The 13,884-nt window shown below is 47.2% G+C and carries 14 protein-coding genes; 1 reads left to right on the top strand and 13 read right to left on the bottom strand.

The features are described 5' to 3' along the window. Position 1: 1 nt before the first annotated feature. From ACTNBR_RS05255 to proB, 12 genes are all read right to left on the bottom strand, one after another. Positions 2–925, bottom strand: a complete 924-nt coding sequence (locus ACTNBR_RS05255) for a GerMN domain-containing protein (RefSeq protein ID WP_427805513.1) — start codon at positions 923–925, stop codon at positions 2–4. Between the two features lie 34 nt (positions 926–959). Next, positions 960–2,429, bottom strand: a complete 1,470-nt coding sequence (locus ACTNBR_RS05250) for a sensor histidine kinase (protein WP_427805512.1) — start codon at positions 2,427–2,429, stop codon at positions 960–962. Then, complete coding sequence (locus tag ACTNBR_RS05245) at positions 2,386–3,075, bottom strand: response regulator transcription factor (protein WP_427805511.1); 690 nt, start codon at positions 3,073–3,075, stop codon at positions 2,386–2,388. Before ACTNBR_RS05245 ends, ACTNBR_RS05250 begins: the two co-directional genes overlap by 44 nt. A 12-nt stretch (positions 3,076–3,087) precedes the next feature. Then, positions 3,088–3,705 (bottom strand): helix-hairpin-helix domain-containing protein, encoded by a 618-nt coding sequence (locus ACTNBR_RS05240; RefSeq protein ID WP_441016930.1) that lies wholly within the window; start codon positions 3,703–3,705, stop codon positions 3,088–3,090. A gap of 141 nt (positions 3,706–3,846) precedes the next feature. Then, positions 3,847–4,284, bottom strand: coding sequence for a DMT family transporter (locus tag ACTNBR_RS05235; protein ID WP_427805509.1), 438 nt, complete (start codon positions 4,282–4,284; stop codon positions 3,847–3,849). A 60-nt stretch (positions 4,285–4,344) separates the two neighbouring features. Beyond that, positions 4,345–5,526 (bottom strand): aspartate aminotransferase family protein, encoded by a 1,182-nt coding sequence (locus ACTNBR_RS05230; protein WP_441016933.1) that lies wholly within the window; start codon positions 5,524–5,526, stop codon positions 4,345–4,347. Positions 5,527–5,562: 36 nt separating this feature from the next. Then, positions 5,563–6,447 carry an acetylglutamate kinase gene (gene argB, locus ACTNBR_RS05225; protein WP_427805507.1) on the bottom strand — a complete coding sequence of 295 codons (885 nt, stop codon included), beginning with the start codon at positions 6,445–6,447 and terminating at the stop codon, positions 5,563–5,565. 31 nt (positions 6,448–6,478) lie between these two features. After that, a complete protein-coding gene (gene argJ, locus ACTNBR_RS05220) occupies positions 6,479–7,702 on the bottom strand; it encodes a bifunctional glutamate N-acetyltransferase/amino-acid acetyltransferase ArgJ (protein ID WP_441016965.1) in 1,224 nt (407 codons plus the stop codon). Positions 7,703–7,718: 16 nt separating this feature from the next. Next, positions 7,719–8,171 (bottom strand): GNAT family N-acetyltransferase, encoded by a 453-nt coding sequence (locus ACTNBR_RS05215; protein WP_427805506.1) that lies wholly within the window; start codon positions 8,169–8,171, stop codon positions 7,719–7,721. A gap of 11 nt (positions 8,172–8,182) precedes the next feature. Continuing rightward, a complete protein-coding gene (gene argC, locus ACTNBR_RS05210) occupies positions 8,183–9,223 on the bottom strand; it encodes an N-acetyl-gamma-glutamyl-phosphate reductase (RefSeq protein WP_427805505.1) in 1,041 nt (346 codons plus the stop codon). 246 nt (positions 9,224–9,469) lie between these two features. After that, a complete protein-coding gene (locus ACTNBR_RS05205; protein WP_427805504.1) occupies positions 9,470–10,717 on the bottom strand; it encodes a glutamate-5-semialdehyde dehydrogenase in 1,248 nt (415 codons plus the stop codon). Position 10,718: 1 nt separating this feature from the next. Beyond that, positions 10,719–11,603, bottom strand: a complete 885-nt coding sequence (gene proB / locus ACTNBR_RS05200) for a glutamate 5-kinase (RefSeq protein WP_427805503.1) — start codon at positions 11,601–11,603, stop codon at positions 10,719–10,721. A gap of 599 nt (positions 11,604–12,202) precedes the next feature. Here proB and ACTNBR_RS05195 point away from each other — a divergent pair. Beyond that, positions 12,203–13,429 (top strand): argininosuccinate synthase, encoded by a 1,227-nt coding sequence (locus tag ACTNBR_RS05195; RefSeq protein WP_427805502.1) that lies wholly within the window; start codon positions 12,203–12,205, stop codon positions 13,427–13,429. Between the two features lie 100 nt (positions 13,430–13,529). Here ACTNBR_RS05195 and ACTNBR_RS05190 read toward each other — a convergent pair whose 3' ends face one another. Beyond that, positions 13,530–13,784, bottom strand: coding sequence for a hypothetical protein (locus ACTNBR_RS05190; protein WP_427819066.1), 255 nt, complete (start codon positions 13,782–13,784; stop codon positions 13,530–13,532). Positions 13,785–13,884 lie beyond the last annotated feature (100 nt).

Below are 13,884 nucleotides of genomic sequence, written 5' to 3'. Positions count from 1 at the left end.
GTTATTTTTCCTCCACAATATCCAGATTTCTGCTAAGAGGCTCACTCAGTTTGATACTTTCCTGGAACATGACATTGCTGTCACCGTTAATCGCAATCTGAACACGACTTACCGAACTACACTCCGTCACGGAATTTACGATCGAGTAGATCACCGTCTCCGGCTGCACGCCCGGCGTCGTATTCTTCAGACCTTCATTAAAATTCAGATAACAGATCCCGTCTTTGATCGAAGTGCCAAGGAGCTTTGTCCCTTTCGGGATCGTGGCCTGCAGATCATTGCCTGTGGGACCTTTGATCAGCTTCTCCACAATGACTCTTTCCTTCGCCTGATTCGAATTGTAACGGACATCCATCTCTTCTTTCACCAGCGCAGAACCGTCACTGTTTGCAAAGTACAGGGTCAATACCGTGTCCTGAAAAGAATTGATCGCCGATCCTGTATTCTGTACAAAATCTTCGGCCTGGAGGAATCCGTATTCTTCTCCCGAGCGGTTCGCAAGCGGTTTCTCATCCACATAGAACGCAACCTGATCCACCTCGTCAATCTGCGTAAGGGAACGTACCAGTGCCGCCCGACAGAGCACTTCCTGAACCGGATCCATGTCCGCATACGCTTCGTTAAAATAAAGCAGCAGCTTCTCGTCTTCAAGGACATAGCGCTCCAGATCAACATCATTCGGGATCGCCGGCTGCTCTTCAATCGAGTCATCTGCCGCCTTCAGATCTTCGATCATCTCGTTCACCGCTTTATCACTATCTTCCGTCTCTCCCTGGTACGCCGTCTCCACAAGACCGGTGCCATCCTGGTTGATCCGGTACAGCTTATACGGAGAATCCGCCTCATCCTTCCTTTTGCACCCGGCCGATGCCAGAATACCCAGGACAAGGGCGACATACAAAATGATTTTCTTCCTTCTTCTCATTTCCATCCACTTCTTTCTGTTTCCCACTGCCTCTCTACTGGGCAATGTAGGTGAGCGGGATCCTGACCGTAAATGTCGTCCCCTCTCCCGGCTCGCTGTGCACCTTAATCGCTCCTCTGTGCATGATCACCGCGTTGCGGGCTATAGAAAGGCCCAGTCCGGTCCCTCCGATTTCTCTGGAATGCGACTTGTCCACCCGGTAAAACCGTTCGAATATATGCTCGGTATCCTCTTTCGGAATTCCGATTCCGGAATCCGCAACTTTCAGATAGAAATACTTGTGATCCGCATTCAGCTCAACATGAACCCAGCCGTTCTCCCTGTTATACTTGATTGCATTTTCAACCAGATTGGAAAGCGCAAGCGAAAATTTCACTTCATCCACCTCTGCCGTAACAGAGCGAAAGCTCTCATACACCAGTTCCACATTCTGGCGTGCCGCCAGAGGACGCAGCCTTTTCAGAATCCGCTCCACCAGCTCGTTGATATTCTGGCTCTGCACGTTCAGGCCGGCGCCTTTTTTGTCCATCTTAACCAGTTCCAAAAGATCATTGATGATTTTATTTTCCCGCTCAATCTCTTCTGAGAGGTCTCCCATAAACTCCTGATACAGCTCCACCGGCACATCCGGCTGTGCAAGAAGTGAATCTGACAGAACCTTCATGGATGTCAGCGGTGTCTTCAGTTCGTGAGAGACATTGGCCACAAATTCTTCCCTGGAAGCATCCAGCAGCTTATAGCGGTCCCACAGCCTGTTAAATGCCAGTGAGATCTTCTCCGTCTCATTGTATGCATCTTCATGAAGGTAATTATCTCCGTATCCGGATGCCATTTCCTCGATCGTCTTTGACATCCTTGTAAGCGGACGCACCAGAAAAGAAGCCGATAATCCTGCGGCAAGAAGGACGATCAGGAAGATCGTCAGAGATGCAAGATACGCCTTGCTCTCCAAAGCCGCCAGTTCATCCCGGATCGAATCGGTGGACACACTGACCAGCATCATGCCGGGAACACGCCTGTCCCCGGAACTCACGATCGGCGTCGCCACCTCGATATAGCGGTTCTTTTCATCATAATTGTTGCTCTGCTCTCCGCGAAGACAGCGCACCACATCCGTAGATATGATCGTCTTCCCTTCATCCAGATTATATGTATCTTTTACGATACGGAATTCATCATTGATGACCATGACCCGTCCGCTGACAATATTGGACAGCTGCGCAAGCTCAGCATTGATAACCTCGGAATCTGTATGTTCCAGATAATTAGAATTGATTAACTGATTGCCCAGAATCGTACACTGATTCTGAATCTCTGAAGTGCGCACAGATACCAGTCTCTGTTCATAGCTTTCCAAAATCGCCCCTTTTAAGAACAGGCACGTCAGAATTGTGCAAATCCCCAAAAGCAGTACAATGCGCACTCGCAGACTTTTTAAAAACTTTGGTACAAATTTTAATTTAACCCCTGAAATAATAACCAACTCCCCACTTCGTATAGACATATTTCGGGTCACTCGGATTCACTTCAATCTTCTCGCGCAGTCTCCGGATATGGACATCCACCGTACGTGCATCTCCCGGGTATTCATATCCCCAGACAATATTCAAAAGATTCTCTCTGCTGTACACCTTATTCGGATTCATCGCAAGAAGTTCCAGAAGATCGAATTCTTTTGCAGTCAGGTTCAGTTCCTTCTCTCCGGAAAATACTCTCCGGCTCTCGCAATCGATCCTGAGATCCCCTTTCACGATCATCTTCGATGCCACCGTGCTTCCTTCTCTTTTCCCCGTACGGCGCATGATTGCCTTGATCCTTGCCTTGACCTCAAGTATATTGAATGGTTTCGTTATGTAATCGTCAGCTCCGTATTCCAGCCCGAGGATCTTGTCCATATCCTCTCCTTTTGCAGTGAGCATCACGATCGGAACATCCGAGAACTCCCGGATCTGCCTGCACACTTCAAATCCGTCACACTTGGGAAGCATGACATCCAGCAAAATGATATCATACGCTTTCCTTCTTGCCATCTCCAGCGCCTCTTCACCGTCGTAGGCGGCATCCACTTCCATATCATCCTGCTCCAGACTGTAACGAATTCCTTTCACGATTAATTTTTCGTCATCCACTACCAACACTTTTCTGCCCATACTGCCGCTCCCTTAATTTACTGTAATATCATTTTTGATCTTCTCAAAAATGCCTTCTTTTATTCCCTCTATTTTTTTGATCTCTTCTATGCTTTGAAATCCACCGTTTTCTTCGCGATAACGGATGATGGCCTCTGCCCGCGATTCACCAATCCCGCTCAGAGATGTGAGTTCCTGCTTCGATGCCGTGTTGAGATTCACTCTTCCATCTTCGCTTTTCCCGGCATCCATTGTCCCTTTTTCTGTGGCAGAACCGGATTGTTCCGTTTCTTCCTTCGTCGGTACATAGATCTTCTGCCCGTCCGACAGAATCTCAGCCTGATTCCAGAACTCCCGGCTCGCCGCTTCTGTAAAACCGCCCGCCGCATCTATGGCCTGATACACGCGGTCACCATTCTTCAGCTCATAGACTCCGGGACACACTACCTGTCCACAGACATAGACCCAGATCGGTTCTTGTTCCGTCTCTTTCGTCTCTTCGCTTTCTTCCGGGACTTTCTCGTCTGCTTCCTGTTTTGTAATCTCGACTTCGGCAAACGCTTCTTCCCTGCTGCATCCCGCAAATATACAGCAGAAGCATAGAATCATAATTGCAAATCTTCGATACACTCTTTGTCTTTTCTGCCTCATTCTCTCTCCATTTCCATGCAGAGCCGCGACCCCTCGCCATACATTTCTTTCCTCCAGGTCTGAGGGAAGAATGTATCTGCAGCTAAGACAAGATTATTGTAACGAATTTCCATGAAAAACTCAACCGCTATTTCCATTTTATCATTTTCCTGCCAGTTGAAAAATTGCAACCCCGATCAGTGCCAGCGCCATTCCGCCCACCTTTTTCCAGTCCAAAGGTGATTTTTCCACTCCGAACAGCCCCAGAAGCTCGATCAGATACGCCACAATAAGCTGTGAAACTACGATCAAAAGTGCCGCCTTTGCAGGCCCGAGCTGTTCCATACTCTTAATGACCGTCCAGGTGATCCCGGCACCGATCACACCTCCCAGCAGTACATATTTCGGCTCCACCTTCGCAATCGAAGCAACGCTGTCCCTTCCCATGATCAGCCACATCACAAAACACAGTGCAAAGGCGCTCAGCTGCACCCATGCATTGCTGACCCACATCCCCGTAGTCTTTGTCACCTGTGTGTTAAATACTCCCTGTACACTCATAAGCGCCCCGGAAATCAGGGCAATCAGAAACCCGGTCATCGTTCTTCCTCCCAGTTTTTTCTTCTAAGAGTATGCCCGATGACCGGGTTATTATGCGTATTAAGCCAATGCTTTTTTCAGTTTTTCGATCATCTCATCGATGTGTTCCCTCTCCACGATCAGAGGCGGGATCACACGGAGTACATTCTGTCCGGCCGAAATGATGAGGAGTCCCTCCTCCAGCGCTTTTTTCGTCACTTCTCCGGTCGGCTTCGTAAGCTGAAGTCCCTGGATCAGACCCTTTCCTTTTACTTTGACCGCACAGTCGAATTCCGCTACAACTTCTTCCAGCTTCTCAGTCAGATACGGCGCGATCTCATTGACGTGCCCGATCAGATCTTCCTTTTCAAAGATATCAATGACCGTCTTGACCGCCATACATGCCAGCGGATTGCCGCCGTATGTTGTCCCGTGATCCCCAGGCTTCAGCGAATGCTGTGCCACTTTTTCCGTCATGGCAAATGCTCCCACCGGAATTCCGTTTCCGATTGCTTTTGCCATCGTCATGATATCCGGCTTCACGCCCATCTGCTGCCATGCGAAATACGAACCGCTCCGTCCCATTCCGCACTGGATCTCATCCAGGATCAGCAGGATATCATTTTCATCACAAATTTTACGAACTCCTTCCAGGAATTCCGGTGTAGCCGGATTGATGCCGCCCTCTCCCTGGATCGTCTCCATGATGATTGCACATGTCTTTTCACTTACCAGTGCTTTCACACTGTCCAGATCATTGAATGTCGCAAAAGAAACGCCCGGCAGCATCGGTTCAAATGGTTCCCGGTATTCTTTGTGTCCGGTTACGGAAACCGCCCCGATACTTCTTCCGTGGAATGCATCTTCCATTGCGATAAATTCATAACGTCCGCTTTTTTTCTCATAAGCATATTTCCGGGCTGCTTTCAGTGCTCCTTCCACCGCTTCCGTTCCGCTGTTGGTGAAGAAGACACGGTCCATCTGCGAAACTCTCTTCAGTTCCTTTGCCGCCTCTCCGCAGGTGGTGTTATAGTAAAGATTGGATGTGTGGAGCAGTTTATCAACCTGTGATTTGATTGCGTTCCCGAATTCCTGATTTCCGTATCCCAGACCACAGACTGCGATTCCTGCAGCAAAATCCAGATATTTCTTTCCGTCTGTGTCATAGAGGTACATACCTTCTCCATGATCCAGAACGACCGGGAAACGATTATAGGTCTTCAAAAGTCCCTGTTCTGTATCCTGTATATATTGATTCTCCATATATTCTCCTTCTTTCCTTCCCACCGGATCGTTGAATTAATCCGGATCGTTGTCTTTTAAGATTGCCGTTCCGATACCTTTCTTGGTAAAAATCTCAAGAAGCAGACAGTGCGGAATCCTTCCGTCCAGAATATGCACCCTGGAAACTCCATTTTCAATAGCACCGATGCAGTTCTGAAGCTTTGGGATCATACCGCCCGTGATGCCGCCGCTCTCGATCAGTTCCCGCGCCTCGTCTACAGTCAGATGCGAAACGAGCGATGTCTTATCCTCGAAATCCCGGTAAACTCCGTCGATATCAGAGAGGAATGCCAGCTTTTCCGCATGAACCGCCTTCGCGATCGCATAGGCCGCATCATCTGCATTGATGTTGTATGTATTATAGTCATCATCCAGTCCGATCGGGCAGACGATCGGAAGAAAATCCTTCTCCAGAAGATCAAAGAGAATGTCTGCATTGACGGATTTGATATCACCTACAAACCCGATATCTTCACCGTTGGAATATTTCTTCTCCACCTTCAGAAGCGCCCCGTCTTTTCCGCTGATTCCGATTGCACGAACGCCCAGTTCCTCTACCATTCGCACCAGATTCTTATTCACTTTATTCAGGACCATCTCCGCAACTTCCATGGTATCTTCATCCGTCACGCGGAGTCCGTTGATAAATTTCGGTTCCATGCCGACCTTTCCGACCCAGCGGCTGATCTCTTTTCCTCCGCCGTGGACAATGATCGGTTTGAATCCGGTCAGTTTCAGCAGAGTAACGTCTTTGATCACGTTCTGCTGCAATTCTTCATCAATCATGGCACTGCCACCATATTTTACAACAATAATTTTACGGTTAAAACGCTGGATATATGGCAGCGCCTCGATCAGCACCTCTGCCTTGTCCAGATATTTCTGCATATTCTGGTTCATGACTCATTCCTCCGTTTGAACTGTTCCGTCTTTAGCTTCTGTAATCTGCGTTGATTTTGATGTAATCATAAGTCAGATCGCATCCCCAGGCAGTCGCACTTTCATTTCCCATCTTAATATCGGCAATTGCCTTCACTTCCGGCTGGGAGAGGATCTCGGTTGCTTTCTCCTCACTGTAATCCACTGCGGTTCCGTCTTCAATGATCTGAATTCTTCCCGCCTGGCTTTCAAAGAACAGATCCACTTTTTCCGGATCGAACTGTGCTCCCGAATATCCCATTGCACACAGAATACGTCCCCAGTTCGCGTCGTGTCCGGCGATTGCGGTCTTCGTCAGATTGGAGCAGACAATGGATTTTGCAAGTATTTTTGCAGTTTCCTTCGTGTCAGCGCCTACTACCTGAACTTCAAACAATGCGGTTGCGCCTTCTCCGTCTCCGGCCATTTTCTTTGCAAGGTATTCATTGATCGTGTGAAGCGCCTCGTAAAATACCGGATAGTCCGGAGAATCCACCGTGATTTCTTCATTTTCAGCCAATCCGTTTGCCAGAAGAACCACCGTATCATTGGTGGAAGTATCCCCGTCAACGGAAATCATATTATAAGTATCATTTACATCATCACTGAGTGCCTTCTGCAGTGCTTCCTTGGTGATCGCCGCATCGGTCGTGATGAAACTCAGCATAGTGCACATATTCGGATGGATCATGCCGGAGCCCTTTGCCATACCGCCGATCGTGACCGTCTTGCCGCCCACTTCAATTTCCACTGCAATCTGTTTCTCGCAGGTGTCGGTGGTCATGATCGCTTTGGCAGCCTCTGTGCCATTTTCCAGAGACGTATTTTTCTTTTGTGCCAGCGCTTTCACGCCTGCTTTGATGCGGTCGATCGGAAGCTGTTTTCCGATCACACCGGTCGAACCGATCAAGACGCCATCTGCGCTGATTCCCAGTGCTTCTGCAGCCGCATCTGCGGTTTCCTTGCAATATCCGAACCCTTCTGCGCCGGTACATGCATTGGCGATTCCAGAATTTACGATCACGGCCTGTGCCTTCTGCCCACCTGCCACAATCTGCTGATCCCATTTCACGCAAGCTGCTTTCACCACATTCGTGGTAAATGTTCCTGCGCATACACATGGAACCTGACTGTAGATCATCGCCATATCGGTACGATCCTGATATTTAATCTTTGCTGCGGTTGCTGCTGCCTCAAATCCTTTTGCTGCGGTAACTCCGCCGGTAATAATCTTCATCATTCATCCCTCCATACTACTTATCTTCGATAAATGCCGTAATATTCTTTTCATTCAAAGTAAAATCATAATAATTCAGATCTTCTCTCTTCGTCCACCCGATCGTATTCCAGAATGCATTTCCGATATCGTTCTTCGTAAATGCGATCAAGGAGACTTTATTGATCTGTTCTTTTTTCAGCGCTTCCATGGCAAATACGACCATGCTTTTGCCGATGCCATGTCTTCGGTACTCCGGATCCACGCAGACATGATAGAAACATCCGCGCCGTCCATCGTGACCACACAGGATCCCGCCTACGATTTTCCCGTCTTTCTCGGCAACCACGCTGGTCGTAGGATTTCTTCGAAGGAAACGCTCGATTCCTTCGCGGGAATCGTCAATGCTCCGGATCCCGAATCCTTTGATCTTCATCCATAATGCGTAGACCTGGTCATAATCTTCTATCGTCATCTCTCGAATTGTCATATGTAACTCCTTTACGGGAACATCGGTACCAGATTCAATCCCTCATCTTCCGGAAGTCCGAACACAAGATTCATATTCTGTACTGCCTGTCCCGCTGCTCCTTTCACCAGATTATCAATGGCTCCCATCATGATGATCCGGTTCGTTCTCGGATCGATCTTAAATCCGATGTCCACGTAGTTGCTTCCCTCCACCCATTTGGTCTCCGGGCACACATCCTTATCAAGGACACGGATAAATTTCTCACTGCCGTAATATTTATCATAGATGGCCTTCACTTCTTCATAGGAAACTTCTCTTGTAAGCTTTGCGTATTCCGTCGCCAGAATTCCGCGGTTCATCGGTACGAGATGCGGCGTAAAATTCAGAACAACTTCCTTATTACATGCATATCCAAGCTGCTCTTCGATCTCAGGCGTATGTCGATGGGACGCAACGCCATAGGCCTTCATGTTCTCATTGACTTCACAGAAGAGATTCGGAACCTTTGCCCCTCTTCCCGCTCCGGAAGTTCCGGATTTCGCGTCGATGATCAGTGTATCCATATCGATCAGCCCTTCTTTGGCAAGCGGATACGCCGTCAGGATCGAACAGGTCGTATAACATCCCGGATTTGCCACCAGTCTCGCTTTCTTAATATCCTCACGATTGATCTCACACAATCCATATACCGCTTCTTCAATAAACTGAGGACTCTTATGCTCGATTCCGTACCATTTTTCGTATACCTTCACATCTTTAATACGGAAGTCCGCGCTCAGGTCAATAATCTTTACCTTGGATAAGATATCTTCATTTACCAGAGATGCGCAAAGTCCCTGCGGTGTTGCGGTAAAGATTACATCCACCTGCTCTGCCAGTTCTTCCATATTATCATCCATGCAGACCGCATCGACGATCTGGAACATGTTCTGGTAAATGGATGCATACTTTTTATCAATATAGCTTCTGGAGCCAAACCACTTGATCTCCACATCTTTATGTCCCGTCAAAATTCTGACCAGTTCTCCTCCGGCATAGCCGGTCGAACCGATAATTCCTGCTCTAATCATGTTATCCTTCCTTTCATCATGCCCTTGCGGCACCTTGAAATCCCCGGCCTTTCCGGGCATAAGTCATAACCACTATAAACCATTTGTTTTTCAAAGTAAAGTATTCTCTAATAAAAATCCATAGAGTATCTTCCAAAATGCGCTTCTTATCCTCTCTTAATTTTAGGTCAAGAAAATAGTACTTGCATAATTATACATAATTTGTGCATATTATGCAAGTACTTTTATCATAAATCTTTGGATCATCTAACAGCGCACCTGACCGTTCCCGAAAATCACGTATTTTGTTGTTGTCAGTGCTTCCAGCCCCATTGGTCCTCTTGCATGCAGCTTCTGCGTACTGATTCCGATTTCCGCTCCAAAACCAAATTCATTTCCATCCGTAAATCTGGTAGACGCATTGACATAGACAGCCGCTGCATCGACTCTTTCCTGGAAATACAAAGCATGCTCATAGCTACGGGTAATGATCGATTCGGAATGTCCGGTATTATACCGGTTAATATGTTCCACGGCTTCTTCAATCGAATTTACCATTTTCACCGAAATAATGGAATCCAGATACTCCCTTCCCCAGTCATCTTCGGATGCTGCCTTCACCTGATTCTCAAGAGCACAGACCCTTTCATCCCCGCGGATCTCCACGCCCTTTCCCCACAGTCTTCTGCAAATGACAGGCACTGCTTCCCCGGCAATCTTTTCATGGATAACCAGCGACTCGCAGGCATTGCACACTCCAAGTCTCTGCGTTTTGGCATTCACGATGATATCCGCTGCCATTTGTATATCTGCATATTCATCCACGTAAATATGGCAGTTTCCTGTTCCGGTCTCGATGACCGGTACCGTACTGTTTTCAACCACCGAAGCGATGAGCCCCGCACCGCCTCTTGGAATAAGAACATCCAGATACTGATTCAGACGCATCATCTCACACACCGTTTCTCTGCTCGTATCTTCTACCAGAAGAAGGGCATCTTCCGGAATCCCCGCGTCATGAAGCCCTCCTCTTAAACAGGACGCAATGGCGCTGCTTGACCTGTACGCATCACTTCCTCCACGTAAAATCACAACATTTCCCGTCTTCAGGCAAAGCCCGAAAGCATCTGCGGTCACATTCGGTCTGGCCTCGTAAATAATTCCCACAACGCCGATCGGTACACGTCTTTTCCCGATCTGAAGTCCGTTTGGCCTGACTGACATAGAAATCATTTCCCCCAAATGATCCGGAAGTGCCGCAATCTGCCTGAGTCCTTCCGCCATTTGCCGTATCCGCTCCTCATTCAGCATCAGCCGGTCGATCAGCGGTTCCGGAAGATTCCTGCTTCTGGCATCCAGAATATCTTTCTTATTTTCTTCTATTATAAATGCCGCTTTGCCTTCCAGCTCATCTGCCGCCGCCAGAAGTCCTTTATTTCTCTCATTTGTCCCAAGAAACTGAACCACTTTCTTCGCTTCCTGCGCCCTTTTTCCCAACTGTTCCATATATTCCATATCACATCTTCCTCCTGCGCTTCATCTGTCTTCTATATCCTTCCCGCTCCGGTGCCAGCTCGTTCTCTCCGTCATATCTCCTATCCTTTGATAAAAAAAGAGTACCTACTTTCTTTCCTGCCATCACATCATTGATAGCGTAAATATTGTCACCGTTAGCGATTACCATATCCGCCCCGGCTTCCGTTGCAATCTTCGCCGCTTCGATTTTTGTCGCCATTCCTCCGGTACCAAGATCACTTCCGGCACCTTTCCCCATCTTTTCCAGTGCGGCATCAATTTTGTTCACCGTATGCACGAATCTGGCGTTCGGGTTCTTCCTTGGATCATCCGTATAAAGTCCCTCGATATCAGACATCATAATCAGAAGATCCGCATTCACCAGCGCCGCCACATCTGCCGACATCGTATCATTATCCCCGAAATTCCCGTAACTGTCTTCATCCACCGAAATCGCATCATTTGCATTGACAATCGGAATCACATTCATAGCAAGCAATCTTTCAAATGTCTGTTTTGCATGATTTCTGCAGGTCACATTATATACAGATTCCTTTGTAAGCAGCACCTGGGCCGTCAACTGACTGTATTCCGCGAAAAGCTTTTCATATATCATCATCAGTCTTCCCTGCCCGACAGCTGCACAGGCCTGCTTGACATCTCCCTGCGGTTTTTCCGTAATCCCCAGAACGTTCCTTCCAATCCCGACTGCTCCGGATGAAACAACGATCACTTCCTTCCCGCGGTTTCTCATATTGATCAGAATCCTGACAAACTTCTCCAGCTTTTCCAGATTGATCTGTCCCGTCTTCTCGTATGTCACTGTAGAAGTCCCAACTTTAATCACAATTCTCTTTTTATCTTTTAATTCCTGTCTCAGTTCCATTTCGTTCTCCTAATCCTGCCATAATAACTCATGTAAAAATAATAAAAAAAGTACAAAAAAATCAGGGGAAAACGCATATAGTTATACCTTTTCTCCTGACACTCTTTTTCCTTACGGCAAAATAAGTCAAACTCATCCCTCTAAGGGAATCTCTCTGATTGAGAAGCACAACAACAACGCCATCCCGTCCATGTTCAATTAATATACGTATCCCCCTAAGGGATACGGCTGACACGGTCGGAAGGTAATGATGAGAGTATGATTGTAATTCATTTTATGCATATAATCCATGATCCTTACTCCTCCATTACTCGTTTGCAATACACTGCTTCTTTTCATTCTATTCTATCGTTCACGCGGAAAATGTCAAGCTTTTTTTTAAATTGCCTCATATTTTCTATCATTTTCATTTTCACACAGGTCTTTCACATGCGGTTCTCTGATTTCAAAAATGCATATAAACTTGTTTTTATACATTTTCATGCATAAAAACACACATTTTTTCAAGATTTTGCATTTTTTTCTTGCATAAATATAAAACATAGTGTATAGTGTGTTTTGTACTTGATCGACGAACTTATTATCAGGAGGAATATAGAATGAAAGAGAAAGTTGTTTTAGCATATTCAGGTGGTCTTGATACAACCACACTTATCCCATGGTTAAAAGAGACCTTTGATTACGAAGTAATCTGCTGCTGCATCAACTGCGGACAGGGCGAAGAACTGGACGGACTGGATGAAAGGGCAAAACTTGCCGGAGCTTCCAAATTATATATTGAAGATATCACCGATGATTTCTGCGAAAACTACATCATGCCATGTGTACAGGCAGGTGCCGTTTATGAAAATAAATATTTACTCGGAACCGCTATGGCTCGTCCGGGAATTGCCGCAAAACTGGTTGAGATTGCGAGAAAAGAGAACGCTTCCGCAATCTGCCACGGTGCTACCGGTAAAGGAAACGACCAGATCCGTTTCGAGCTTGGAATCAAGGCACTCGCTCCGGATCTGAAGATCATCGCTCCATGGCGTATGACCGATGTATGGACCATGCAGTCCCGTGAAGATGAGATCGCGTACTGCAGAGCACACGGCATTGATCTTCCGTTTGACGCAAGCCACAGCTACAGCCGTGACCGTAACTTATGGCACTTAAGCCACGAAGGTCTGGAACTGGAGAATCCAGCCAATGAACCGAACTACGATCATCTTCTGGTTCTCGGCGTTACACCGGAAAAGGCCCCGGACGAAGGTGAGTATGTCACTATGAAATTCGAAAAAGGTGTTCCGGTAAGCATCAACGGCGAAGAAATGAAGGTAGCCGACATCATCCGCAAGCTCAACGCACTTGGCGGCAAACATGGTATCGGTATCGTTGATATCGTTGAAAACCGTGTTGTAGGTATGAAGTCCCGTGGCGTATATGAGACTCCGGGCGGAACGATTCTGATGGAAGCACACGCACAGCTGGAAGAACTGGTGCTTGACCGTGCAACCATGGAAGTGAAGAAAGATATGGGTAACAAGCTTGCTCAGGTAGTATACGAAGGAAAATGGTTCACTCCGCTTCGTGAAGCGATTCAGGCATTCGTAACCTCCACCCAGGAATATGTGACAGGTGAAGTGAAATTCAAGCTTTACAAAGGCAACATCATCAAAGCAGGTACAACTTCTCCGTATTCACTTTACAGCGAATCTCTGGCAAGCTTTACAACCGGTGATCTTTATGACCACCACGATGCAGACGGCTTCATTACCTTGTTCGGCCTTCCGCTGAAAGTTCGTGCGATGAAACTGGCTGAAGCTAAGAACAACCAGAAATAGCAGTTATTAAGAATATCCCAAAAGGCGGTTCAGAAAGAGTTTTCGCAAATCCTCTTCTGAACCGCCTTTTTTCTATGTCCATGATTCTATTCCCACAATTTTATTCCACATACCAGGTGCCGCTCATATACAGGCACAGCCAGCCATCCTGTGCCCTTCCCCAGACCGAAACGCTCAGGCAGCGCACCTCAAGGATCATGGCTTCTGTTCCGGCTTCTGCCGTCACTTCTCCCGGATAATTAAGTCCCGGCCCTTTTCGAAAACGTTCCTCATATTTCAACGTCCAACGACCGGTTCTTATGTCCGGCAGCCATCTCTCCTGTTTCAGGATTTTCGTTTCATTTCTGCACAGCAATTTGGAACTGCCCCTTGTATCTGCCTTCCTTTTCATTATATGCCGGAATCCGCATCACGTTCCATTCTTCCAGTCTTCTCATTTGCAGGATCCGGCAATC

Origin of the sequence: Bariatricus sp. HCP28S3_F11 (assembly GCF_052065395.1) — a bacterium.
GTDB lineage: Bacteria > Bacillota > Clostridia > Lachnospirales > Lachnospiraceae > Allocoprococcus.
Note: the sequence above shows the minus strand (reverse complement) of the source record. Positions and strands in the feature narration are given on the sequence as shown.